We start from the raw sequence: 24,654 nt of genomic DNA on the forward strand, positions 1-24,654 counted from the left end.
GGGCTGGTGGGCAGCGAGTCGACATGATAGTCCGGCGTGTAGGTGGACACACCCTTGACCCAGATGACGGCCGAGCGCAGCTCGGTGATGGCCGGCAGGCTGCGCAGTCGATCCACCACGGCCCGCAAGGTCACCCCGGAATCCGCCAGATCATCGACCAGCAACACGCGACCAGCCAACTCGCCCTTGGGCATGGTGATGTACTTGGCCATGTCCAGGCGGCCCTGCAGTGTGCCGCCATCATCCCGGTAGGAGCTGGTCGACATGATCCCCAAAGGGCGATCGAACACACGCGAGAGGATGTCGCCCGGGCGCATGCCGCCCCGCGCCAGACAGAGGATCTGATCGAACTCCCAGCCCGAAGCATGGATCTTCAGGGCCAGACGCTCGATCAGCAGGTGGTACTCGTCCCAGGAGACATACAGGTGCTTGCCATCGTCCGTCAGCATGAGTCGATTCCTCTGTGAGTGTGAGGTCAAGATGAGGTGCCTCAGCCCTTGTAGGGGTGACGCAGCAGGATCGTGTGGTCGCGATCAGGGCCGGTCGACACCATGTCGATGGGGGCACCGATCAGCGCCTGCACACGCTCCAGATAGGCGCGCGCATTGGCCGGCAGCTTGTCCCACTCGGTGATGCCGAAGGTGGTGCCTTCCCAGCCCGGGAAGGTTTCATAGATGGGCTCGCAGGCGACGATGTCGTCGGCATCCAGCGGCAGGATGTCGACGCGCTGGCCACGCAGCATGTAGCCCACGCAGGCCTTGATCTCGGTGAGGCCGTCCAGCACATCCAGCTTGGTCATGCACACGCCGGAGATGCCATTGATCAGCACCGAGCGCTTGAGGGCGGCGGCATCCAGCCAGCCGCAGCGACGGGCGCGGCCCGTGACCGTGCCACGTTCCTGGCCGACGGTGGAGAGGTGGTAGCCGACAGTGCCTTCCTTTTCCCACTCCAGCTCGGTCGGGAAGGGGCCGCTGCCCACGCGGGTGGTGTAGGCCTTGGTGATGCCCAGGATGTAGTGCAGCTTGTCCGGGCCCACGCCGGAGCCGGCGGAGGCATTGCCTGCCACACAGTTGCTGGAGGTCACGTAAGGATAGGTGCCGTGGTCGATGTCCAGCAGGGTGCCCTGGGCGCCTTCGAACAGCACACTGCCGCCATCCACGTTGTGCGCATGGATGCGCACGCCCACATCCGCCAGCATGGGCAGGATCTGTTCGGCTGCGGCCATGGCCTGGTCATAGATGGGCTGGAAGGCCAGCGTTTCGGATTTCAGGTAGCCGGCGAGCGCCTCGTTGTGCAGGGCCAGCAATTCCTTGAGCTTGGCGGCAAAGCGCTCGGGGTGCTTGAGATCCTGCACCCGCAGGGCACGACGGGCCACCTTGTCTTCGTAGGCCGGGCCGATGCCCTTGCCGGTGGTGCCAATCTTGCCGCTGCCACTGGTTTCACGCAGGGCTTCGCGGGCCTTGTCCACGGCCACGTGGAAAGGCAGGATCAAGGGACAGGATTCGCTGATGAACAGGCGCGAGCGCACGTTCAGGCCGGCATCTTCCAGGCGCTTGATCTCGGAGAGCAAGTGAGTTGGGTCGACCACCACACCGTTGCCGATGTAGCAGGCCACGCCCTCGCGCATGATGCCCGAGGGGATCAGCTGCAGGGCGGTCTTCTTGCCGTTGATAACCAGGGTGTGGCCGGCGTTGTGGCCCCCCTGGAAGCGGACCACGGCGGCGGCGTGGTCGGTCAGCCAGTCGACCACCTTGCCCTTGCCCTCGTCACCCCATTGGGTGCCGACGACAACGACGTTGCGGGCGGATGCGGTGCCGGGACGAACCGACGCGGAAGTGCTTTGCATGGCGGATTCCTGTTTCGCAAGTGGGAAGGTCGACGCTCAGAGCGAGCGAATCGACCAGCGTCCGTCGATGAATGCGAGCTCACGGTCGCAATCGAATTCCTGGACGTCATGTTCATGTCCGGGCAGCACACACACCACGGTGTGGCCCTGCCCTCTCAGTTCGCGCACGGCTTGTCGCAAGGCGGGGTCTTCACCCCAGGGCGCGCGCACAGCCTTGCGCACGGCCAGACCCTGGCGACCTGCCAGCAACTCGGCGAGGATCTTGAGATCCAGGCTGAAACCCACGGCGGGGCGACGGCGACCGAATACCGCCCCCACCTCGTCGTAGCGCCCCCCGCGCACCAGGGCGTCGGCATGGCCTTGGGCATACACCGCGAAGCGAATGCCGCTGTAGTAGGCGTAACCGCTCAGGTCCGACAGATCGAAGCCGACCGTCACATCGGGCTGGCTCTGACGCCACTGAGACGCCAGCCAGGCCAGATCAGACAGTGCGGCATCCACCAGGGGGTGACTGGGCAGGAGCGCGCGGGCACGCGCCAGCACCTCGTCGCCCCCGAACAGAGTGGTCAGGCTGGTGAGCACCTCGGCGGCATGCGGTGCGGCGGCCAATGCGCCCTGCCCGGCCAACTCGGCCAACGTGGCCACGTCCTTGGTGGTCAGCGCGGAGACCAGCGCCTCGTGGGTGGCATCGTCCAGGACGGTGATGCCCAGGCCGGCCAGCACGCCTTGCACCAGGCGGACATCGGCCATGTCCACCACCAGCCCCGACAGGCCCGAGGCCAGCAGGCCTTCGAGCGCCAGCTCGATGACTTCCAGGTCAGCCTCCAGACCGGCATGGCCATAGATCTCGGCCCCCAGTTGCAGGGGTTCGCGGGTGGCATGCGGACTGGCGGGGCGCGTATGGAGCACCGGCCCGCAATAGCACAGACGGGTCACGCTGTTGCGGTTGAGCAGATGGGCATCGATGCGCGCCACCTGGGGCGTGGCATCGGCGCGCACGCCCAGGGTGCGACCACTGAGCTGGTCCACCAGTTTGAAGGTCTTGAGATCCAGCGCATGCCCGGTGCCCGACAGGAGCGACTCGATGTGCTCCAGCAGCGGGGGCATGACCAGTTCATAGCCGTAGCCACGGGCCGCATCCAGCCAGACGCGGCGCAGCTCTTCCACGCGACGCGCTTGCGCAGGCAAGACGTCAGCAATGTGCTCTGGCAACAGCCAAGCAGAGGACATAAGAAAACGTGTGGGGGGTTAAAAACGAGATTCTACCGGCGAACCGGGCTGAACCCAAGCCCCAGATGAGGGCTGGAGTGATCAGAATGCTCGATCAGGCCGCGGGGCCGTCGCTCATGAAACGAGACGAGCGGCCCTGCCAGCCAGGGAATCACTTGCGGGGAGCTGCGGGCGCCGCACCACCGCCCGAGCCGCGCATGGCCCGGAAGAAGTCGCTGCTGGGGTCCACCACCATCACGTCCGTTTTGTTGCGGAACGCGCTGCGGTAGGCCTCCAGACTGCGATAGAACTGGGCGAACTGCGGATCCTTGCCGAAGGACTCCGCGTACAGTGCCGACGCCTTGGCGTCGCCTTCACCCTTGAGCTTTTGCGCATCGCGGTAAGCCTCGGCCACGATCACTTCGCGCTGACGGTCGGCGTCCGCGCGGATCTTTTCACCTTCGGCTGCGCCTTGAGAGCGCAGTTCATTGGCCACGCGCTTGCGCTCGGACTCCATGCGACGGTAAACCGACTCGGTGATGTTGGCCGAAAAGTCGACACGCTTGATGCGCACATCCACGATCTGGATGCCGAAGGACTTGGCATCGTCCGACAGGCGCTTGATCACGCCCTGCATGACTTTCTCACGCTCGGTGGACAGCATGGCGCCCACGGTGCGCTTGGTCACCTCTTCGTTCAGGGCCGCCTGCACGATGGGCGTCAGACGGCTCTCGGCGTTGCGGATGTCCACGCCGTTGTTGCGGATGAACTGCTTGGGATCGGTGATGCGCCACTTGAGCAGCCAGTCGATCACCAGGCTCTTCTTCTCGGCCGTGAAGATGGGCTTGGATTCGGGGCTGTCCAGGGTCTGCGTGCGGCGGTCCAGCATGACCACGTTCTGCAGCGGTGCCGGCAGCTTCCACTTGAGGCCTGGCTCGGAGATGACTTCCTTGATCTCGCCCAGGGCATAGACCACGGCAAACTGACGCTGGTCGACGACAAAGAGTGTCGAGGCGATGACGACGATGGCCAGCAATACGCCGACCACGATGGTTCCGATGCGATTCATGTCTCGGTGTCCTGTGGATGGGTCAGCGGATGTCACGGTCGCGCGTGCGCAGACCGTCGCGTGAACGGGGGTCAACCACCGTGGCCGCCGTCGGGGCGGCTGGGCTGGCGGTGGGCGCGGCCGCTGGCGCGGTGGTGTTGCTGACGTCCGTGGCGCCGTTGCCGGCACCCGCAGCACCGGCCGGGCCACTCATGGCAATGAGTTTGTCCAGCGGCAGATACAGGAGGTTGGAGCCCTGGCGAGAGTCGACCATGACCTTGGTCACATTGCTGTAGACCTGCTGCATGGTGTCGATGTAGAGGCGGTCGCGGGTCACGCCCGGGGCCTTCTGGTACTCGGCCAGCACGAGGCGGAAGCGTTGTGCATCACCCTCGGCCTGAGCCACCACGCGAGAGGCGTAGCCGGAGGCTTCTTCGCGCAGACGCGCGGCTGTGCCCTGGGCCTTGGGGATCACGTCGTTGGCGTAGGCCTGGCCTTCGTTCTTGAGGCGCTCGCGGTCGGCACCCGCCTTGAAGGCATCGTCAAACGCCGCCTGGACAGGCTCGGGCGCCTGCACGCTCTTGACGTTGACGTTGACCACGGTCACGCCTGCCTTGATCTTGCGCAGTTGCGCCTGGATGGACTTGGCCAGATCCACGGCGATGGCATCCCGCTGCTCATAAAGCACGGAGTCCATGGTGCTGTTGCCCACGATCTCGCGCACGGCCGATTCGGCGGCCTGCTGCACGGCCTCGTCGGAGCTGCGGTTCTCGAAGAGGTAGAGCTTGGCGTCTTCCAGGCGGTACTGCACCGTGAACTGGATGTCGATGATGTTCTCGTCACGCGTCAGCATGGACGAATCGCGCAGGGAGGTGCCCTGCCCGACCGTGGAGCTGCCGACATCGACCGAACGCAACTGCGTCAGGTTGACGATCTCATGGCTCTGGAAAGGATACGGAGCGCGCATCTGGAAACCGGCTTCGGCGGTGTGGCTGTAACGCCCGAAGGACATCACCACGGCCTGCTGGCCTTCCTGGACGATGAACACGCCACTGCCGGCCCACACCAGCACGACCAGGCCGACGATCAGGCCGGCACCGATGCCAGCGCCCGTCGGGTCGGGCGACATGCTGCCGCCCGGGCCGTTGTCCCCGCCTGAACCGCCGCGCCCGGCGAACATGCCGCTGAGCTTGCGGTTGAAATCACGCCAGAGTTCGTCCAGATCAGGAGGCCCATCGTCCCGCCGGTTCTCTGAAGTCGAGGCCCCCGCCACGCCGGGCAAGGCGCGGTAGAGCCAGTGCGTCGAGCGCCAGATGAGGCGGCTGGCCACCCCGGTGAGGAAGCCTGCGGTGGCGGCCACGGCCTGAGCCACGGACGTCAGACCGCTGCGCGAGCGACCGCTGCCGACCGATGGGGTCGCGGCGCTGGACTCTGCGTTGTGCATGTTCATGTTCGACTGATTCATGAGGCTGGGGATTGGTCAGAAACGGACGAATCCTCGGAAACCGGATTGTGCATGGCGGCGCTTGTCCCCGCACCGTGAAAGGACAGTGAATCGACGTTCAGACCCGAAATGGCGGCCTGGGAGAGCACTTCTCGCAACACATCCAGGCCCTGGCCCTTCAGTGCGCTGACAAAGACGCGCAGGGCCCGCGTGCCATCGGGCAACTCGAAGAGGTCGCGGTCATGGTGGGGCTGCTGGTGCTCGGGCAAGGCGTCGACCTTGTTGAAGACCAGCACCTGAGGGATCTGGGCGGCACCGATGGTGGTGAGCACGCGCTGCACCTCGGACATCTGCTCCAGCAGCACCGGACTGGCGGCATCGACCACGTGCAACAGCACGTCGGCCTCGGTGGCCTCCAGCAAGGTGGCTTCAAAGGATTCGACCAGGGTGTGGGGCAGATCGCGGATGAAGCCCACGGTGTCGGACAAGGTCACGCTGCGCCCGGCATCGGCCAGATAGAGCTGACGTGTGGTGGTGTCCAGGGTGGCAAAGAGCTGGTCGGCGGCATAGGTGCCTGCCTTGGTCAGTGCATTGAACAGCGTGGACTTGCCGGCGTTGGTGTAGCCCACCAGGGAGACGCGGAAGGTGCCGGTGCGCTCGCGCCCCCGGCGCTGGGTGTTGCGCTGGCGCTTGAGCTTGCTCAGGCGCTCCTTGAGCGACTTGATGCGCTGGTCGATCATGCGCCGGTCAAGTTCGATCTGACGCTCGCCAGGACCACCGCGATGCCCGACCCCGCCGCGCTGACGCTCCAGGTGGGACCAGCGTCGCACCAGACGGGAGGACAGGTACTCCAGGCGCGCGAGCTCGACCTGCAATTTGCCTTCGTGGCTGCGGGCGCGGGCACCAAAAATTTCAAGGATGAGGCCCGTGCGGTCCAGCACCTCGACGCCGATGTGGCGTTCGAGATTGCGTTGCTGGGCGGGCGACAGGGCCTGGTCGAAGATCACGGCCTGAGCGTGTTCGTATTCGACCAGTTGCTTGAGCTCATCGGCTTTGCCGGAGCCCACAAAAAAAGCGGCATCGGGCGCCTTGCGGCGCGCGATGACCTTGGCGACGGGCAGATCGCCGGCCGATTCGGCCAGCAAGGCAAGCTCGTCAAGGGTGGGATCGAAGGACGATCCCGACCCGAGATCGACGCCCACCAGCACCACCCGGGGCAGGCCCGGGTCACGTTGCTCTAACGGCGATGAAGATGTCAAGGCGTCGTGGCTGGCGTTGGCTGGTGGGTCGAAACGATGAAGAAACGGCCGATCAGGCCGCGCCCTCGTCGTCGTTGGCGTGGAAATTGACCGAGCGGCCAGGCACCACCGTGGAAATGGCGTGCTTGTAGACCATCTGGGTCACGGTATTGCGCAACAGCACCACGTACTGATCGAAGGATTCGATCTGCCCTTGGAGCTTGATGCCGTTGACCAAGTAAATGGACACCGGCACATGTTCTCTGCGCAAAAGGTTCAGGAACGGGTCTTGTAAAAGTTGCCCTTTGTTGCTCACGATATGCTCCGTGATGGAAAAGTTTGGGAAAGGACACCTTATCACACCATGGCCCCGACTGTGCGGAAGGGGTTGGCGAAACTTGATGCCCGCAGGGTGGTTTTGTCCCTGATGGGGGATCTGTAGGCCCTTGTGAGGCCTCAGCTCTTCTCGTTGAATGGGTTGGACGACTTCTTCATCTCGATCCGCAGGGGAGTGCCGACGAGCTTGAAGTGCGCCCGGAATCGGGTTTCCAGGAAGCGTTTGTAAGACTCTGAGACGTGTTCCAGCGAGTTGCCGTGGATGATGATGACCGGCGGGTTCTGGCCGCCCTGGTGGGCGTAACGCAGCTTGGGCCGGTAGGCGCCGGCCAGCTTGGGCTGCTGGAATTGCACAGCCTCTTGCAGCAGGCGGGTGAGCACCGGCGTGGACATCTTGCACGTGGCCGAGGCCCAGGCATCGCTGATGGCCTTCCACAGGGGGCCCAGGCCTTGGCGCTTGATGGCCGAGATGTGCAGCACGGGCGCAAATTTCAGGAAAGCCAGACGCGTCTCGATGGAGCGCTGCAGCATCTCGCGCTGGTAGGAGTCCACCGCATCCCACTTGTTGATGGCCACCACCACCGCCCTGCCCGACTCCAGGACATAGCCCGCAATGTGGGCATCCTGGTCGGACACGCCTTGCGTGGCATCGATCAGCAGCAGCACGACATTGGCATCGGAGATGGCCTGCAGGGTCTTGACCACCGAGAATTTCTCGATGGCCTCGAAGACCTTGCCCTTGCGGCGCAGGCCGGCCGTGTCAATCAGCTCGAAGCGGCGCCCTTCGCGCTCGAAAGGCACCTTGATGGCGTCTCGCGTGGTGCCGGGCATGTCGAAGGCCACCAGGCGCTCCTCACCCAACCAGGCATTGATCAGGGTCGACTTACCGACATTGGGGCGGCCGGCGACGGCCAGACGGATCGGACGATCGGGATCTTCCTCGTCCAGTTCGTCCTCTTCCTCGTCGAGGAAGAACCCGTCGAGCGCAGCCTCCAGCAGGCTGCGGATGCCTTGCCCGTGGGCCGACGAGACAGGAATGGGCTCACCGATGCCCAACTCGTAGAACTCGGCCAGCAGGGGCGATTCCTGCATGCCTTCCGCCTTGTTGGCGGCCAGCAGCACCTTCTTGTTGGCACCCCGCAGGTACTTGGCGATGTCATGGTCCTGGGCCGACAGGCCGGCGCGCATGTCCACGACAAAGATCACGGCATCCGCCTCGGCCACGGCCTGACGGGTCTGCTTGGCCATCTCCTTGAAGATGCCCGAGGTGCAGTCAGGCTCGAAACCGCCCGTGTCGATGACAATGTATTCGCGGCCGCTGAGATGGCCCTCGCCATAGTGCCGGTCACGGGTCAGGCCCGCGTAGTCGGCAACGATGGCGTCACGGCTCTTGGTGAGCCGGTTGAACAGCGTTGATTTGCCCACATTGGGGCGTCCGACCAACGCAATAACTGGTTTCATTCGATTCAGGTCTTGTCGACAAAGAACGAGGCGGAGCTCACTGGGCCCGCAACGCGTAGAGAGTGCCCGCGCGGGTGGCCACCAGCAGGTGCCCGGCTGCCACACGGGGTGCGCCACTGAGGGGCGCATCCAGGGACAGGCGAGCCACGGTGCGGCCATCCTGGGGGGAGAGGAAATGCAACTGGCCTTCGCTGTCACCCACGGCGATCAGGCCGGACCAGATCACGGGGGTGCTCAGGCCACGATGCTGGAAACGATCCACGCGCCAGGCGGTGTCGCCAGAATCGGCGCGCCAGGCGGTCAGGCGGTCGGCGCTGTCGGCGCCCACCACGACCTGGTCGTCGGCGGCCAGACCCTGATGGCCCGACTGCGGGCGCGACCAGCGCATGGTGCCACGGTTCATGTTGACGCAGCCCACAGCCAGTTGGAAGGAGCGCACACACAGATCGTCGTCGGAGCGGGCCGCCGGGCCGACCAGGTCCGACAGACGCTCGACCTCATTGGTGCCACGGGGCAGGCCCAGACTCACTTCAAAACGGACGGAGCCCTTGGTCGGATCCAGGCCGATCATGCGCGAACTGGTGCCGATCACCAGGGTGTCTCGGAACGCGGTCAGCAGGCCATTTTGCGCCAGCGACAGCGGGTCGACCCCGGGTCGGGCAAAGTTCCAGAGCCAACGGCCATCGAGTGCGTCGTAGGCGCGCACACTGCGGTCCACCGACTGGATGAACACGCGCTCACCGGCCACCAGCGGCGCCGTGATGACACGGCCCGGCAGTCGATCGCGCCACAGCGGTTTGCCCTCGTCCAGGGTCACGAGTTCGTTGTCCGAGGTGACGACCGCCGCAAAGCGGCCATCACTGCCCACGCCGGCGGACAGCTTGCTGCCAACGGCCGCGCGCCAGCGCTCACGACCGGTCTCCACCTCCAGAGACACGACCTGACCGTCCGTGCTGGCCATGGCCACAGTCGATCCGGAAACGGCCAGGCTCAAAGGACCTTCAGCCGCGCCCACGCGCGCCGTCCAGGCGGTGCGCACGGTCTGACTGGGCGTGAAGGACTCCAGCGGAGTCGGCTTGGGCTTCGAGGCGCTGCCACAGCCCGCCACCACGGCGGCCGCCAGCATCACGGCGCCCACGCGCCAGGCCAAGGTCAGTCCACGGGATTGCTCAGTCATGTTGGATCGATGGAAGGGTTCGTGAAAAAGCTGAAAGCGTGCCGCCAGCCACATCAGTTGGTGGGTGCCAGGCCGGGGGGCATGGCCGACACGGCGGCGGGCTGCGCCAGCGACGAGGCCGCTGGGGGCTCGCCCAGCGCGGTCAGCTTGCCTTCGATGAAACGACGGTATTCGATGGCGGGATCCATGGTCTTCCAGGCCTCCTTGTAGGCCTGCAGCGCCTCGGCCTTCTTGCCTTGGGCGGCCAGGATGTCGCCGCGGCGGTCCTGCACCAGGGGCTTGAACTCCTCAGGCAGGTCGGCGTCCAGCAGCTTGAGCGCAGCGTCATGCTGCTTGGCATCCAGTTGCAGACCGGCCAGACGCAGGCGGGCCACGGCCACCAGATCGGGATTCTTGCCGTTGTCGATCAACCACTGCAGCGAAGCGCGGGCGTCTTCATCCTTGCCGGCGGTGGCCTGCACCTTGGCTGCCAGGAGCGCGGCCTGGGCCGTGTAGGTCGTGCCGGGGTGCTTCTCGCGGATGTCCTTGAACACCAGGGCAACCTTGCTGGTGTCTCCCTGCAGCGCGGCGCGGTCGATCTCCTCGAACAGCACGCTGGCCTTGCCGGCCTGATCGTTCTGCCAGTAAAGATAGCCCGTCCAGGCGGCATAGGCACCCAGGATCAGGATCAAGGTCCAGGTGATCAGGTTGCCGTAGGTCTTCCAGAAGTGCTTGGCCTGGTCAAGCTGTTCTTGTTGTTCCAGATCGTAGGTCGCCATCGCGGTCCCTTGCTGCGCTAAGACAGAAATGTAGAAAGTCGCTGATTATCACCGGCCTTGACGCTTCACGAGCGATGCGCGCGCAAGCGAGGGCCCCACAAGGCCACATCCGACAAGGTCTCCAGCACCTGCTCCCCCCCGCCACGCAGGGGTTTGACGGCCACCTTGCCCTGAGCCAGCTCGTCCGGCCCGAAGACCAGGGCGTAGTGAGCGCCGCTGGCATCGGCCTTCTTGAACTGCGATTTCGGACTGGCCGGACCGTCCTTGCCCAGGGGATTGAGCACCACCTGCACGCCCTGAGCACGCAGGGATTCCAGCGCTGCCACCACGGAGGGCGCATCCGAGCCCGGCAGGGTCATGGCAAAGACATCGGGCACGCGAGGCGCCGGGCCCTTGCCCAACTCTTCGATGAGCAGCAGCAGCCGCTCCATGCCCAGCCCCCACCCCACGGCCGGCGCACTCTTGCCACCCAGTTGCTCGATCAGGCCGTCGTAGCGGCCACCGCCACAGACGGTGCCCTGAGCGCCCAGCCGCTCGGTGACCCATTCGAACACCGTGAGGTTGTAGTAGTCCATGCCGCGCACCAGTCGGGTGTTGACGCGGTAGGGAATGCCAGCCACATCCAGCGTACGGCGCACGGCCTGGAAATGCTCCAGCGAGGCCTCGCCCAGGAAGTCCATCAGCTTGGGTGCCGACTCGACCACTGGCTGCATGGCCGGGTTCTTGGTGTCCAGGATGCGCAGCGGGTTGCTGTGCAGGCGCCGACGGGCCTCCTCGTCCAGCAGGTCGATGTGGGCCTCCAGGTGGGCGATCAGTGCCGCCCGGTGGGCCAGGCGCTCATCGGGCTGGCCCAGGCTGTTGAGTTCGAGCTTGACGTCGGTACCGATCTCGATGCCCAGGTCACGCCACAGGGCTGCACTCATGAGGATGGTCTCGGCATCCACATCGGGGCCGGCAAAGCCCATCACCTCGACACCGACCTGGTGGAACTGGCGATAGCGGCCCTTCTGGGGGCGCTCGTGACGGAACATGGGCCCGATGTAGTACAGGCGCTTGCCGCCTTCGTACAGGAAACTGTGCTCGTTGATGGCACGCACCACGCCGGCCGTGCCCTCAGGGCGCAAGGTCAGCTTGTCGCCATTGAGGCTGTCTTCAAAGGAGTACATCTCCTTTTCGACGATGTCGGTGACCTCGCCCAGGCCGCGCACGAACAGGGCCGTGGGCTCGACGATGGGGGTGCGAACATTGTGGTAACCGTAGCGGCGCATGAGTGCACGCACGGTGTCTTCCAGCCATTCCCAGCGCGCCGAATCCGGCGGCAGGATGTCGTTCATGCCTTTGATGGCTTTGAGTAGTTCGGCCATGAAATCTCGGTCAATACAGAAAATGGGGGGCCAACAGGGTCAGGCGGTCTGACCGAAGCGGCGGTCGATGTAGTCTTCGACCAGCTTCTGGAAATCCTGTGCGATGTGTTCGCCGCGCAGGGTGAGGGCTTTTTCACCATCGATGAACACGGGCGCGGCAGGGGCTTCGCCGGTACCTGGCAGGCTGATACCGATGTCGGCGTGCTTGCTCTCGCCCGGGCCGTTGACGATGCACCCCATCACGGCCACCTTGAGGCCCTCGACGCCAGGATAACGGGCGCGCCACACCGGCATCTGCGCACGCAGGAAATCATCGATCTGCTTGGCCAGTTCCTGGAACGTGGTGCTGGTGGTGCGGCCACAACCCGGGCAGGCGGTGACACTGGGCACGAACACGCGCAAGCCCAGGGACTGCAGGATCTCGGAGGCCACCACGACCTCCTGGGTGCGTGCTTCGCCGGGCTGGGGCGTCAGGGACACACGGATGGTGTCGCCAATGCCCTCCTGCAGGAGGATGGCCAAGGCCGTGGCCGAGGCGACCGTGCCCTTGGTGCCCATGCCAGCCTCGGTCAGCCCCAGGTGCAGGGGGTAGTCGCAACGCTGCGCCAGGGCGCGGTAGACGCTGATGAGGTCCTGCACACCGCTGACCTTGCACGACAGGATGATCTGCTCGGGCACCATGCCCAGATCCTGCGCCAGCGTGGCCGATTGCAGGGCCGAGCTGATCAGCGCCTCGTACATAACCTGGCGGGCCTCCCAGGGCTGCGCGCGGCGGCCATTGTCATCCATCAGCTGAGCCATCAGCTCCTGGTCCAGGCTGCCCCAGTTGACACCGATGCGCACGACCTTGTCGTACTTGAGGGCCGCCTCGATCATCTGTGCAAACTGGCGGTCCTTCTTGTCGCCCTTGCCCACGTTGCCGGGGTTGATGCGGTATTTGGACAGGGCCTGAGCACAGTCGGGGAACTCGCTGAGCAGGCGGTGGCCGTTGTAGTGGAAGTCGCCCACCAGCGGCACATCAATGCCCATGCGATCAAGCTGCTCGCGGATGTGCGGCACGGCCTGAGCCGCCTCGGGCGTGTTGACCGTGATGCGCACCAGTTCGGAGCCGGCCAGCGCCAGCTCCTTGACCTGGATGGCCGTGCCGATGACGTCCACCGTGTCGGTGTTGGTCATGGACTGCACCCGCACCGGCGCATCACCGCCAATGGTGACGACACGGTCGCCCCAGACCACCCGGGCCTGTCGACTGCGGCGCGACGCCGGCACCGCCACATCGACGGGCCCCAGGCAGGGGGATGAAAACGCTTGATCGCTCATTACTTCAGTTCCAGGCGGGCCACGTTGTTGCGCGTGAAGGCGGCCAGTTCGATGGGGTTGCCCTGGTAGCTCAGTTGGATGCCGGCCGCATTGCCGATCTTGACCGACATCGGTGCGGCGCCATCGACCCCGATGGTCTCGCCCGCAGCCACATGGCGGGACAGCAGCTTGGCACCCTTGGCATCCCGTACCTCGACCCAGGAGGACGCGGTGCTCACCATCACCAAGGCACTGCCGGCGCGCGGCGAAGCGGCGACCGACGTCGGCAGGGATGTCGGCACGGACGCTGACACGCTGACGGGCTGGGCAAGCAGGGCTGTGGCCGCCGACGCGCCACCCACCACCGCGGAGGCTGCGCCCGGCAAGGCGGGCGCAGAGGCCGCGAGATCGGCTGCAGACGCTGCCTCACCCGCCGAGGCGGCGGCTTCCACCGTCTCCATGGGCAATGCGGTCGATGCCGCGAGCGGCGTGCCGACCTCGGCCTCGGTCTCTGCGGCCGAGGCGGCGGCTTCGACCGCAGCGGGCGATGGCGTCGGCCAACTGACCCACTGGACGTCCTGTGGCCAGAAATAGACCGCGGCGGCCGCCAGCAGGACCCCCGCAGGCGCCAGCCAGCGCGCATCCAGCAGCTCACGCCATGGCAGCGCGGTGGGCACATCCAGATTGAGCCTCGCGCGGGTGGCCTTGAAGGGCACATCACGCGGCTCGGAGGCCGTGAGGTTGACCGGGCGCGCGGCGGGCAGACTGGCCAGCACGGGCCCGGCATCAACCTTCAAGGCACGGCACACCGCCATGGCCAGTGCGCGCGTGAAGGTGGCATCTGGCAATTCCTGATAGCGCCCCTCCTCCAGGGCTTCCAGCTTCGCGGGCGACACCTTGATGGTGGCGGCCAGAGCTTCCAGCTCGATGCCCTGGGCCAGACGCAACTGTTTGAGGGATGAGAATGTGGTCTCAGTCATCGTAGCGTCCCAGCTCCATGGCGGTCACCTCTCGGGACGCACTGAAGCGACTGCGCAATTGTGTGGCCAGTTCATCACGAGCCTGGATGTTGCCCATCTTGTGCTCAATGCGCGCGCCCAGCCACAGTGATTCGGCATTGGCACGCTCGGTGATGTTGTTCACCCGGCGGATGTAGAAACGGGCCCGCTCGTAATCGCCCTTGCGATAGAGCACCTGGGCGAGATTGAAAGCGGTGGCCGGATTGGAAGGATCCAGCTCGTGCGAGCGCAACAGGGATTTCTCGGCCTCGGGCAGCAGCCCGGCACGCAGTTGACACACCCCGCGCGCCATCAAGGTTTTGGCCGTGGACACCGAGGTCGGCAGCTCGGCCGCCCGGGCAAAATAGGCGTCGGCACGGGCGTATTCCTGCTTGCGGCAAAGGAACCAGGCGTAGTTGTGCAGGACGCTGCCATTGCGCTCATTGAGCTGCAGCGCCCGACGGAAGCTCTCATCGGCAAAACCCGGCTCATTGAGTGCGTCATAGATCAGCCCACGCAGCTCGAAGGCATCCTGGTAGGTCGAGTCCATGGACAAGGCCTGCTTGACCTCGTCGAGCGCCGTCGACAACTGCCCTTGCCCGAAATAGGCAGCAGCCAGTTCCAAGCGGATGCGCGCACGACGGCGGGTCGCGGTCTCGTCGGAGGCGGTGGTCAGATCGCGACCGGCGGCACTGTCACTCACCTCGCCCGATCCAGACTGCGCATGCACGGCCTGCGGCAGGCCTGCGATCGCCCACAAACCTGCAGACAGGACCAAGGTGCCCAAGGCCCGGCGAAAACCGACGATGGAAACCGACGAGGCAGGTTGATACATCCGAAATTCTCCTCAAACGTGGCGGTCAGCGACTGCAAGGCAAGCCACCGGGCGGACAAGGCAGCCCATGGGCTCAGTGCTTGCGACCCGAGGGGGAGACCACCGCAGCCGCCGCCGGTTCACTGACCGGCGTGATGACGATGGGTTGCCGCAGCATACGCTCACTGGCGCGGGTGCGATCCTGCACCTCGCCGGCCAGTTGACCGCAAGCGGCATCGATGTCGTCCCCTCGTGTTTTACGCACAGTGGTGACGATACCAGCGTCAGCCAGAATTTTGGCGAAGGCCAGCACGCGAGGCTGGGCCGAGCGCTTGAGGCCTGACTGCGGGAAGGGATTGAAAGGGATGAGATTGAATTTGCACGGCACCTTGTGCTGGCGGACCAGCGCAATCAGTTGCCGCGCATGCTCGTCGGTGTCATTGACGCCATCGAGCATGCAGTATTCAAAGGTAATGAAGTCACGCGGTGCAGCCGTGAGGTAGTCACGGCAGGTCGCCAGCAGCTCTTCAATGGGGTATTTGCGATTGAGCGGCACCAGCTCGTCGCGCAGTGGGTTGTTGGGCGCATGCAGGGACACGGCCAGGGCCACCGGGCAATCGTTCTTGAGGCGCTCGATCATGGGAACCACGCCCGAGGTCGACACCGTCACACGGCGGCGCGACAGACCGTAGCCATGGTCGTCCAGCATGGTGCGCAGGGCCGGCACCAGGGCGTTGTAATTCTGCAGCGGCTCACCCATGCCCATCATCACCACATTGCTGATGATGCGCTCGTCGCGCTTGAAGCGCTGGCGCAGCGTGTGCTCGGCATGCCAGAGCTGGGCCACGATCTCACCCGTGGTGAGATTGCGGGAAAAGCCCTGATGCCCGGTCGAGCAAAAACGGCAACCCACGGCGCAACCGGCCTGCGAGGAAATGCACAGGGTCGCACGGTCGTCTTCGGGGATGAACACACTCTCGACAGCGTTGCCGCCGCCGACGTCAAACAGCCACTTGATCGTGCCATCACTGGACACGTGTTCGCTGATGACTTTCAGCCGCTCCATCACGGCCGCCCCCTGGAGCTTGGCTCGAAGGGACTTGGCCAGATCCGACATCTGCTCGAAGTCGGTGGCCCCTTTCTGGTGGATCCATCGGAACAGCTGGACAGCGCGGAAACGCTTTTCGCCCAGCTGTTCGCAGTAGGCGGTCAGACCGTCAAGATCAAAATCAAGCAGGTTGACCGCGCTCATACTGCAGATCCGTGTATCGACCGAGGTCGATCAGCGGCTGTAAACGTTCAGGGCGGGGAAGAAGAACGCGATTTCCTGGGCTGCGGTTTCAGCAGCGTCGGAACCGTGAACGGCGTTGGCATCGATGCTGTCGGCGAAGTCAGCGCGGATGGTGCCCTTTTCGGCCTTCTTGGGATCGGTGGCGCCCATCAGGTCGCGGTTCTTCAGGATGGCGCCTTCGCCTTCGAGCACTTGCACGAACACGGGGCCGGAGATCATGAAGCTCACCAGGTCCTTGAAGAAGGGGCGGGCAGCGTGCACAGCGTAGAAGGCTTCGGCTTCAGCTTGCGACAGTTGCACCAGCTTGGCAGCGGCGACCTTCAGGCCAGCGCCTTCAAAGCGGCTGATGATCTGGCCGATCACGTTCTTGGCGACAGCGTCGGGCTTGATGATCGACAGGGTGCGTTCGATTGCCATGTTGTTTGCTCCGGAAAATCGGTTAGTTAGACAAAACCCGGCATTGTACTGCGAGCAAGTGTCCGCTTGACGTCAAGCTGAGACTTACCCGCAGACCGGGTGGTAAAAAATGGCACAACGGCCGGGGATCAGCGACGGCCTCGACCGCCGCCGCCACCGCCCCCACTGCGGTTGCCGCCCCCCCGGTTGCCACCACCACCGCTCTTGCCAAAGAAGGCATCGGCACCGATGTAGCCCACCGAGGTCTGCAAGGGATCGGGCTCACGCGGGCCGCCCTTCTTGGCACCGCCGCGCTGACCGTGATCGTGCTGGTCAGGACGACCAAAACCGGCGGTGATGCGCTTGGATCCCTTGGCGAAACGGCGATCGAAGGTCTGCTCCAGCGGATTGGGGATCGGCCCGATGTGATCGTGATCGTCGTCTCCGTCATGGCCGCGATCGGCCGGACGTTCGTCGCGCGGAGGCTTGAAGCCCTGCTGACGATCGGGGCGATCGAAACCACCCTTGCCGCCTTGCCCGCCCTGGCCTCCTGGCCCACGGGGACCCTGCCCCTGGCCTTGTCCGCGAGGACCGCCCTGGTTGAACCGATCCTTGCCGAACTTGCCCTGGCCTTGCCCTGACTGCCCCTGCTGCCCCTGGCCGGGCTGCCCGCCCTGAGCACCGCGCTGACCACGACCCTGGCGATCATCGCGATCACCACGGCCGCCGCGCTCGCCGCGACCGCCCTGCTGCTCCTGGCGATCTCCGCCAGCCATGGCCTTCACGGCGCGCACATCGGACTCACCCAATTCGACCCAGACGCCACGCTTGAGACCGTGCGGCAGCACGATGGCGCCGTAACGCACGCGGATCAGGCGGCTGACCGTCAGGCCCACGGTTTCAAACAGCTTGCGCACTTCGCGGTTGCGGCCTTCGGTGATGACCACGCGGTACCAGCGGTTGACACCTTCGCCACCACCTTCTTCGATGGATTTGAACGAGGCCGTCTGACCTTCGATCTCGACTCCCTCGAGCAGACGCTTCTTGGCATCGGGCGCAAGCGTGCCGAGCACGCGCACGGCGTATTCACGCTCCACGCCAAAACGGGGGTGCATCAACTGGTTGGCCAGATCACCCGAGTTCGTGAACAGCAGCAGGCCTTCCGTATTGAGGTCCAGACGCCCCACCGACTGCCACTTGCCGTTCTGCAGGCGCGGCAAACGACGGAACACGGTCGGACGGTTCTGCGGATCCTCGTGGGTGACCACTTCACCCACGGGCTTGTGATAGGCCAGGATGCGAGCGGGCGGGGGCGAGATGCGCACGCGGATGGGCTTGCCACCCACGGCGATCTTGTCGCCGAAGGAGACGCGCTGACCAATGTGGGCCACCTCGCCATTGACCGAGATGCGACCATCTTCGATCATCTGCTCGATGTCGCGACGTGAACCCACACCCGACTGGGCCAGCACCTTCTGGAGCTTGGGGGCATCGGGCTCAGGGCGCAGCACGCGCTTGGTCTGGGCCGCCTCTTCATCCTCGGGCTCGGCTTCTTCTTCATAGAGCTTGTCGAAATCACCGGCCAGCAACTCGCTGAACACCGCAGCAGCCTGCTCTGCGGCGATGGCGGCACGGCGCGAGGGGCGTTGATCACCCTGCTCCGCACCCTCTTCCGCCCCGTCGACAGACTCAGCCCCTTCGGCCTCGACGCCAGCCACCGACCCACGATCACCTTCCGCACCCTCGCGACGAGGACCACGGTCGCGGCGCTCACGTCGGTCGCCTCGATCCCGGCGAGCCCCTCGCTCACGCGGCTCACCATCCTGTGCACGGGGGGCTCCGCCCTCCTCACCGGAGGCCTCCACAGCAAAGGCATCCGCCTCCGTGGCGGGCGCCAGTTGCAGGAAACCGTCACCCGCCACCTCGCGCACGACCGGCTCGCTGGGGGGTACGACGTCGATGGCCGGAGCTTCATCAGCCATCACCGCTTTGGGCTTGCGAGGCGCGCGCTTGGGTTTGGCTGCACCCGACTCCGCATCCGCGGCAGGCGCTGGCACCTCAGGAGCAAGCTCGGGTGCGGCCTCGGCCACGACGTCGGACTCCGCCGCCTTGGTGCGACGCTTCACCGTCTTGCGCGCGACGGGGGCGTCGGCCTCCACCGCGGGCACATCTTCGGCCACCTTGGCACGACGCGTGCGCTTGGGCTTGGCTTCCGCACCCGCATCGGTGGGAGCGGCCCCGTCAACGGGGGGCGTCAGATCGTTGGGCTCTTGCATGGCGTTTTCGGTGCTCATCAAACGGAAAGGGGATCAGGGTTCAGGGGGTCGTCAGACGGGGTCTGAGGGGCCTGACTGTCGGAAGGAAGAGGCAAGGAGGCCTCATCCAGGAGAGAAGATTGAGGATCGATCAAGGGCGGCTGACTGTCGTCCGCCTCGCTGTCTGTCGCGGCCTGCACCGCATCCGGGTCGACATCGGACTCGACCAGGGTCTCCAGGCCCGGCAGCAAGCTCTGCGCACCGGTCAGTCCGTCCAGCGCGGGCAGCTGCTCGAGGGATTGGAGCCCCATGTCGTCCAGGAAATGGCGCGTGGTGGCGTACAGGCCCGGACGCCCCGGGGCATCGCGATGACCGATGACTTCGATCCAGCCCCGGTCTTCGAGTTGCTTGACGATCTGGGTGCTCACGGTCACGCCACGAATGTCTTCGATGTCCCCACGGGTCACGGGCTGCTTGTAGGCGATGATCGCCAGCGTCTCCATGGTGGCCCGCGAGTACTTGGGTGGTTTTTCAGGGTTGAGACGGTCGAGGTGATCCTGCACCTCGGGACGGGTCTGAAAGCGCCACCCAGAGGCCAGCTCGCGCAATTCGACGCCCCGGCCCTGCCAGCGCTCGACGAGCTGGCCCAGCAAGGTGCGCACGGCGTCTGCGGAGAGCGCGCCGTCGAACAACACCCGCATATCGCGGATGGTCATGGGTTGGTCGGCGCACAGCAGCGCCGCTTCAAGGATGTACTGAGCATCCTGGCTATCGAGAATATCCATCTCTCCAGTCGCTTCGCGACGTTCAACGGGGACCGGCTCCCTCACGGAGTCGATGCCTTGAGAGGCCGCATCAATCGGATCGTTGGGGGCGTCGTTGTCGGGAGGTGCCCCCCTTCCCTGTCAGGGCTCTGCCCGCGCTCTTGGCGCCTGGGCTTCATCCCTGATGCGACAGCGGTGGTGTCCCTTGGGATCGCCCGCCATCTGCAGCGTGTCACACGCTTGTTAACCCATTATGCACCACCTCAGACCAGGCCGCTGCCATATCTGGGGGTAAAGATGCATCAAATGTGACGCTCCCCCCATGAAACGGGTGCGCCAGAGTCAGGCGGGCAGCGTGCAGGGCCTGACGCGTCATGCCCAGCGCTGCGGAACCGCCATAGAGGCCATCGGCCAGCAAGGGCCACTTGCGCGAGGACAGGTGCACCCGGATCTGGTGGGTGCGACCGGTGTGCAAGGTGCACTCCACCGCACTGATGGCCGCAGGCCCCGGTCGCCCGGGCAGATCGACCTGGGCCGTGGCCACCGTGTGCACGTCCGTCATCGCCGGCTTGCCGGTGGCGACGATGGCCATGCGCACCCGGGAGACCGGATCCCGCCCGATGGGGGCGTCGATGCGGAGCTGCTGAGGGGGTTGCCCCCACACCAGGGCCTGGTACTGGCGGTGCACCTCGCGCGCGGCGATCGCCCGTGTCAGCGCCGTGCAGGCCATGAGGGTCTTGCCCACGACCATCAAGCCGCTGGTGTCCTTGTCCAGTCGGTGCACGATGCCTGCTCGCGGCAGGTGTGCCGCATGCGCATGGTGGGCCAGCAGACCATTGAGCAAGGTGCCACTCCAGTTGCCTGCCGCCGGGTGAACGACCATGCCCACCGGCTTGTTGATGACCAGCATGTGCTCGTCCTCGAACACGATGGGCAGCACCATGGGCTCGGCCACGAAGGCCTTGCTTTCGGCGGTGGGCTCCAGGGACGCCTGCAGCCGCTGTCCGGCCTGCACCTTGCGGGAGGCCGAGGTGACGGCCTGGCCGTCGACCTGCACGCAGCCCCGCTCGATCAGGGCCTTGAGGTGGCTGCGCGAGAACTCGCCCGCCAAACCCACCAGCACCTGGTCGATGCGCCGACCATGACTCTGGGCGTCGACGCGCACATCCAGTTGTCTGGCCTTGGGTGGCTGCCCCATGGCCGCAGGCGTCAGTCCGTCGTCCGGCAGGGCATCGTCCCCCTCCAGATCGTCATCCTGAACCCACGTCGGGTCGTCTTCCAGCTCCTCGGGGAGGTTCTTCAGCGCTTTTGTTGAACGAGGCATCGTGCGGGGCTTCTATACTGCGGGGTGTTTCGCATTCCTGGCGGACCTCCGCACAACCATCAAGTGAACGTTTTCAAGCATTCCCGGACCAGCCTGACTGGTCTGCTGAGCAAAGGCCTGTGGGCAGGGTTGGTCGCCGTCACCTTGACGGCCGGGCTGGCGGGCTGTGGCTCGACCCCCGAAGACGAATTCGCCGGGGTCAGCAGCGACAAATTGTATGCCGATGCCCGCGATGAGGCGTCGGAGGGCAACTATGAGGCGGCCATCAAGCGCTATGAGAAGGTCGAGGCACGCGCCTCGGGCACCCTCATGGCCCAGCAGGCCCAGCTGGAGCTGGCCTACGCCTACTACAAGACAGGTGAGCGTGCCCAGGCCCTGGCCAAGATCGAGCGCTTCATGCGCCTGCATCCCACCAGCCCGGCCATGGACTATGCCTTGTACCTGCAAGGCCTGGTCAACTTCAACGATGACCTGGGCATGTTCGGCTGGCTGTCCAAGCAGGACCTGTCCGAGCGTGATCAGCAGGCCTCGCGTGATGCCTACGAGTCCTACAAGCAACTGGTCGAGCGCTTCCCCAACTCGAAGTACAGCGCAGACGCCCGCCTGCGCATGAACTACGTGGTCAACTCGCTGGCTGCAGGTGAAGTGCATGTGGCGCGCTTCTATTACCGCCGAGGCGCCTACCTGGCCGCCGCCAACCGCGCGCAGACCACGGTGAGTGAGTTCCGCAATTCACCCGCCGTCGAGGAAGCGCTCTACATCATGGTGCGCAGCTACGACCAGTTGGCCATGCCCGAGTTGCGTGACGACGCCCTGCGGGTGCTCAAGAGCAACTTCCCGGACAGCCGCTTTATCAGTGAAGGCTTCACGCCTGCGGCCAAGCCCTGGTGGCAATTGTGGTGATCTGAATCAGCCCCTCATGCCAGACAGGCCACAGGATCATCCTGTGGCCTTTTTCATTCAGGCGTCGCCGCCGGCGCCCCCGGTATTGAAGCCCGTCAGGCGTCCCTGGTCGTGCACCTCCGGGCCCATGGGTTCGACCTCGACCGGCTCTTCCACTGGCGCCAGTTCGGCCGCCTCTTCCGCGCTGAGCTGGGTCTGGATCAGGTTCTTGAAGCGGCGTGAGCGATCGTAGGGGAAGACATCGTGCACATAGCCCGCCTTGATGCGCTCCTTGTGCCCTTGCCAGAAAGCCGCCTCCAACAGGTCGGCGTGATGCTTCATGAAGATCGCCCGCACACGGGGGTCACCCAGCAGGAAGGGGCCGAAGGTCTCGGGGAAGACGTCACGCGGGCCCACCGTGTACCAGATCTCACCTGACATCTCCTCTTCCTCGTTGCGAGGCAAAGGCACCGTGCGGAAGTTGCAGTCGGTGACGTACTCGATCTCGTCGTAGTCGTAAAACACGACCTTGCCGTTGCGGGTCACCCCGAAGTTCTTCCACAGCATGTCGCCCGGGAAGATGTTGGCCGCCACCAGGTCCTTGAGCGCGTTGCCGTATTCAATGACGGCGTGCTCCAGGGACTCGCCTTCGGCCTCCTGGATGTAGATGTTCAGCGGGATCATCCGCCGCTCGATGTAGAGGTGCTTGATGATGAGCGCATCGCCCTCCTCCTCCATGACGCTGGGGGCGAACTTCTGGATCTCGGCCAGCAACTCATCGTCAAAGCGCCCCTTGGGGAAGGCCACATTGGTGAACTCCAGCGAGTCGGCCATGCGCCCGACGCGGTCATGCTGCTTGACCAGTTGGTACTTGCTCATGATGAGCTCGCGGGTGGTCTCCTTCTGGGGCGGAAAGTAGTCCTTGATGATCTTGAACACGAAGGGGTAGGACGGCAGGTCGAACACCAGCATGACCATGCCCTTGATGCCCGGGGCAATGCGGAACTTGTCCGTCGAATGCCGCAGGTGGAAGAGGAAGTCACGGTAGAACAGGTTCTTGCCATGCTTTTGCAGGCCGATGGCGCTGTAGAGCTCGCCGCGCGGCTTGCGGGGCATCAAGGTGCGCAAGAACTGCACATAGGCCGATGGCACCAGCATGTCGACCATGAAGTAGGCGCGCGCAAAGCTGAACAGGGCCAGCAGGTCGTCTTCACCGAACAAGGCCGCATCGATGTAGAGCCGGTTCTTGGAGTTGTGCAGGATGGGAATGGCAAATGGCAGGCTGCGGAAACCGTTGACCACCTTGCCGACGATGTAGGCCCCCTTGTTGCGATAGAACAGCGAGGTCAGCACCTGGATCTGGAAATTGGTGCGCAGACGCACATTGCCAATCTGGGCCAGCAGTGCGTCGTACACGAAATCGAGATCGCGATCGGGGTCTTCGAACGGGATGGACAGGCCGTAGTTGCGCACCAGGATCCGCAGGGTGTCGCGCAGATTGTCCTTGGTGGGGTAGTAGGCCCGAAAGCTGGTGAAACCATCGGTGTCCTCATCGTCGATGTACTCGGTCGAGACGGCCGGACGCACGAAAATGAAGTCGTTGCGGTAGTACTGGCGGTGCAGGATCTTGATGGTGACCGAGTTGAAGAAGGTCTCGGCCAGCTCCGGCTGGTGGTGCCCAGTCAGCAAGCCGATGTAGAACAGCTTGATCTGATGCCAGACCTCCATGGGCAGGTTGCTGGCATCGTACTGCTCATTGAGACGCTCGATGGTCTCGTCCACCCGCAGGTCATAGAACTCGATGCGGGCGCGCTGGGCATCTTGCTGGCCATGCCAGTCCGCCTGCTCGAAGCGCTGCTTGGCCTTGGCGCTGGTGGCACGGAAGATCTGGTAGTGCTTGTCGAAACCGTCAAGCAAGGCTTGCGCGATCTCGAACACCCGTGTGTCGGTGAGTTGCTGGGGGAACATGGCGTGGCGATGAGTTGGGTGAGATCGAAGCAGGTTTCAGGCCTGAGGCGATGCGTCGAGGTGATGCGCATACCGCGCCTGAAGCGCCGCCAGCGCACCGGCATAGGCCCCGGGCACGTCGTCTGCCTGGGTGGTGGTCATGCGCAGGTCGTTGATCAGGCCGCTGTGCAGGCCATAGACCCAACCATGCACGGACACCTGCTGCCCGCGTGCCCAGGCATCCTGCACCACGGTGGTGTGGCAGACGTTGACCGCCTGCTCCAGCACATTGAGCTCGCACAGGGCGTCCAGGCGGGCCGGCCCGTCAGGCAGGCGATTCAGCCAGGCACGATGCTGGTTGCGCACGTCCTGTACATGGCGCAGCCAGTTGTCGGCAATGCCCACACGAATGTCCCGCATGGCGGCATTGACACCGCTGCAGCCGTAATGCCCCACGACCATGACGTGCTTGACCTTGAGGGAGTCGATGGCGAACTCCATCACCGACAGGCAATTGAGATCGGAGTGCACCACCACATTGGCCACATTGCGGTGCACAAACAGCTCACCGGGCAGCAGACCGACGATCTCGTTGGCCGGTACACGGCTGTCGCTGCAGCCGATCCACAGGTACTCCGGGCTCTGCTGCTGCTGAAGGCGGGAAAAGAAGCCCGGGGTTCTTTGCTCAATGTCGCGCGCCCAGGCACGGTTCTGGTCAAACAGGTGATCTAGTGTCATGCCTTGCAGTGTAGACAAATCGCAGGCCCCCTCGCCATCACCTGCAGTGACACAATGCATGGATC

General features: G+C 64.8%; 22 protein-coding genes. 1 reads left to right on the forward strand and 21 read right to left on the reverse strand.

The window, feature by feature from the left end:
• The 19 genes from VFW84_RS15405 to VFW84_RS15495 form a co-directional block, all read right to left on the reverse strand.
• A partial coding sequence (locus tag VFW84_RS15405; protein WP_329681347.1) for a phosphoribosyltransferase occupies positions 1–449 on the reverse strand: 449 nt, incomplete at its 3' end.
• Between the two features lie 41 nt (positions 450–490).
• A complete protein-coding gene (locus VFW84_RS15410) occupies positions 491–1,846 on the reverse strand; it encodes an adenylosuccinate synthase (RefSeq protein WP_329681348.1) in 1,356 nt (451 codons plus the stop codon).
• A 36-nt stretch (positions 1,847–1,882) separates the two neighbouring features.
• A complete protein-coding gene (locus VFW84_RS15415) occupies positions 1,883–3,076 on the reverse strand; it encodes an ATP phosphoribosyltransferase regulatory subunit (protein WP_329681349.1) in 1,194 nt (397 codons plus the stop codon).
• Between the two features lie 151 nt (positions 3,077–3,227).
• Positions 3,228–4,124: a protease modulator HflC gene (gene hflC, locus VFW84_RS15420; protein ID WP_329681350.1), complete on the reverse strand. Its 897-nt coding sequence runs from the start codon at positions 4,122–4,124 to the stop codon at positions 3,228–3,230.
• A 22-nt stretch (positions 4,125–4,146) separates the two neighbouring features.
• Positions 4,147–5,553, reverse strand: a complete 1,407-nt coding sequence (gene hflK, locus VFW84_RS15425; protein ID WP_329681351.1) for an FtsH protease activity modulator HflK — start codon at positions 5,551–5,553, stop codon at positions 4,147–4,149.
• Between the two features lie 11 nt (positions 5,554–5,564).
• Positions 5,565–6,806, reverse strand: coding sequence for a GTPase HflX (gene hflX, locus VFW84_RS15430; protein ID WP_329681352.1), 1,242 nt, complete (start codon positions 6,804–6,806; stop codon positions 5,565–5,567).
• Between the two features lie 52 nt (positions 6,807–6,858).
• Entirely contained in the window at positions 6,859–7,101 is a 243-nt protein-coding gene (gene hfq / locus VFW84_RS15435; RefSeq protein WP_329681353.1) for an RNA chaperone Hfq, read from the reverse strand.
• Between the two features lie 140 nt (positions 7,102–7,241).
• Positions 7,242–8,582 carry a ribosome biogenesis GTPase Der gene (gene der, locus VFW84_RS15440; RefSeq protein ID WP_329681354.1) on the reverse strand — a complete coding sequence of 447 codons (1,341 nt, stop codon included), beginning with the start codon at positions 8,580–8,582 and terminating at the stop codon, positions 7,242–7,244.
• 37 nt (positions 8,583–8,619) lie between these two features.
• Entirely contained in the window at positions 8,620–9,759 is a 1,140-nt protein-coding gene (gene bamB, locus VFW84_RS15445; protein ID WP_329681355.1) for an outer membrane protein assembly factor BamB, read from the reverse strand.
• Between the two features lie 53 nt (positions 9,760–9,812).
• Positions 9,813–10,517, reverse strand: a complete 705-nt coding sequence (locus tag VFW84_RS15450; RefSeq protein ID WP_329681356.1) for a tetratricopeptide repeat protein — start codon at positions 10,515–10,517, stop codon at positions 9,813–9,815.
• Between the two features lie 65 nt (positions 10,518–10,582).
• Complete coding sequence (gene hisS, locus VFW84_RS15455; protein ID WP_329681357.1) at positions 10,583–11,881, reverse strand: histidine--tRNA ligase; 1,299 nt, start codon at positions 11,879–11,881, stop codon at positions 10,583–10,585.
• Positions 11,882–11,920: 39 nt separating this feature from the next.
• Complete coding sequence (gene ispG / locus VFW84_RS15460) at positions 11,921–13,201, reverse strand: flavodoxin-dependent (E)-4-hydroxy-3-methylbut-2-enyl-diphosphate synthase (protein ID WP_329681358.1); 1,281 nt, start codon at positions 13,199–13,201, stop codon at positions 11,921–11,923.
• The gene (locus tag VFW84_RS15465) at positions 13,201–14,160 is read right to left on the reverse strand and encodes a helix-turn-helix domain-containing protein (protein ID WP_329681359.1); all 960 of its coding nucleotides are present in this window, start codon (positions 14,158–14,160) and stop codon (positions 13,201–13,203) included. Before VFW84_RS15465 ends, ispG begins: the two co-directional genes overlap by 1 nt.
• Positions 14,153–15,013 (reverse strand): type IV pilus biogenesis/stability protein PilW, encoded by an 861-nt coding sequence (pilW, locus tag VFW84_RS15470; protein WP_329681360.1) that lies wholly within the window; start codon positions 15,011–15,013, stop codon positions 14,153–14,155. The genes VFW84_RS15465 and pilW overlap by 8 nt, the downstream gene beginning before the upstream one ends.
• Positions 15,014–15,086: 73 nt before the next feature.
• Positions 15,087–16,244 carry a 23S rRNA (adenine(2503)-C(2))-methyltransferase RlmN gene (gene rlmN / locus VFW84_RS15475; protein WP_329681361.1) on the reverse strand — a complete coding sequence of 386 codons (1,158 nt, stop codon included), beginning with the start codon at positions 16,242–16,244 and terminating at the stop codon, positions 15,087–15,089.
• Positions 16,245–16,274: 30 nt separating this feature from the next.
• Entirely contained in the window at positions 16,275–16,700 is a 426-nt protein-coding gene (gene ndk, locus VFW84_RS15480; RefSeq protein WP_329681362.1) for a nucleoside-diphosphate kinase, read from the reverse strand.
• Positions 16,701–16,828: 128 nt separating this feature from the next.
• Entirely contained in the window at positions 16,829–18,973 is a 2,145-nt protein-coding gene (gene rluB, locus VFW84_RS15485; RefSeq protein WP_329681363.1) for a 23S rRNA pseudouridine(2605) synthase RluB, read from the reverse strand.
• Positions 18,973–19,719: an SMC-Scp complex subunit ScpB gene (scpB, locus tag VFW84_RS15490; RefSeq protein ID WP_329681364.1), complete on the reverse strand. Its 747-nt coding sequence runs from the start codon at positions 19,717–19,719 to the stop codon at positions 18,973–18,975. Before scpB ends, rluB begins: the two co-directional genes overlap by 1 nt.
• A 211-nt stretch (positions 19,720–19,930) precedes the next feature.
• Complete coding sequence (locus VFW84_RS15495) at positions 19,931–21,022, reverse strand: RluA family pseudouridine synthase (protein ID WP_329681365.1); 1,092 nt, start codon at positions 21,020–21,022, stop codon at positions 19,931–19,933.
• 102 nt (positions 21,023–21,124) lie between these two features.
• On the opposite strand from VFW84_RS15495, the gene VFW84_RS15500 reads away from it, so the two are divergent.
• Positions 21,125–21,925, forward strand: coding sequence for an outer membrane protein assembly factor BamD (locus VFW84_RS15500; RefSeq protein ID WP_414639014.1), 801 nt, complete (start codon positions 21,125–21,127; stop codon positions 21,923–21,925).
• A gap of 57 nt (positions 21,926–21,982) precedes the next feature.
• Here the strand turns inward: VFW84_RS15500 and aceK are convergent, their stop codons facing one another.
• Together aceK and can are read right to left on the reverse strand one after the other, a co-directional pair.
• Complete coding sequence (gene aceK / locus VFW84_RS15505; RefSeq protein WP_329681366.1) at positions 21,983–23,872, reverse strand: bifunctional isocitrate dehydrogenase kinase/phosphatase; 1,890 nt, start codon at positions 23,870–23,872, stop codon at positions 21,983–21,985.
• 36 nt (positions 23,873–23,908) lie between these two features.
• Positions 23,909–24,589, reverse strand: coding sequence for a carbonate dehydratase (gene can, locus VFW84_RS15510; RefSeq protein ID WP_329681367.1), 681 nt, complete (start codon positions 24,587–24,589; stop codon positions 23,909–23,911).
• Between the last annotated feature and the right edge of the window lie 65 nt (positions 24,590–24,654).

It is taken from the genome of Aquabacterium sp., from assembly GCF_036279655.1.
Lineage (GTDB): Bacteria > Pseudomonadota > Gammaproteobacteria > Burkholderiales > Burkholderiaceae_C > Aquabacterium.